The organism is uncultured Mycobacterium sp., from assembly GCF_964249325.1.
In the GTDB taxonomy this organism is placed as follows: domain Bacteria; phylum Actinomycetota; class Actinomycetes; order Mycobacteriales; family Mycobacteriaceae; genus Mycobacterium.
Map to the genome: position 1 here is coordinate 1 of NZ_CAXUCH010000261.1, position 582 is coordinate 582.

The 582-nt window shown below is 69.2% G+C and carries 1 pseudogene (only partly in view); it reads right to left on the bottom strand.

Annotation, left to right across the window (positions count from 1 at the left end):
• Window positions 1–582: pseudogene (locus ACFE99_RS21960) on the bottom strand (beta-ketoacyl synthase N-terminal-like domain-containing protein); its annotated part runs 265 nt beyond the window's last position; the annotation flags it as partial.

Consider the following 582-nt stretch of genomic DNA (forward strand, 5'->3'; position numbering starts at 1 on the left):
CCAACCGGCGCGCATCAGAAAGCCGCTCCACCACCAACATCGCGCCACCCTCGGACCAGCCGACACCGTCGGCCGCGCCCGCGTAGGGCTTACAGCGGCCATCCGGGGCAAGCCCGCGGTGCCGGCTGAACTCCACGAAGACCGTCGGGGTGGCGTTCACGGTCGCGCCGCCGGCGAGCGCCAGATCGCATTCGCCCGAACGCAGTGACTGCACCGCCATGTGCAGCGCCACCAACGACGACGAGCACGCGGTGTCAACCGAAACCGCCGGACCTTCCAGCCCCAGCACGTAGGCCACCCGGCCGGTGGCCACGCTCGAGGTCATGCCCGTCAGGCGATAGCCCTCGATCTCTTCGGCGAGCATGCCGTAGCCCTGCACGATGATGCCGGCGAATACGCCGGTGGCGCTGCCCCGCAACGAGGTTGGGTCAATTCCGGCCCGCTCCAACGCTTCCCACGACAGCTCCAGCAGCATCCGGTGCTGGGGGTCGGTGGCCAGCGCCTCGGCCGGTGACACCCCGAAGAACCCGGCATCGAAACCCGCGACGTCGTCGACGAAACCGCCATATCGGGTGTAGGACG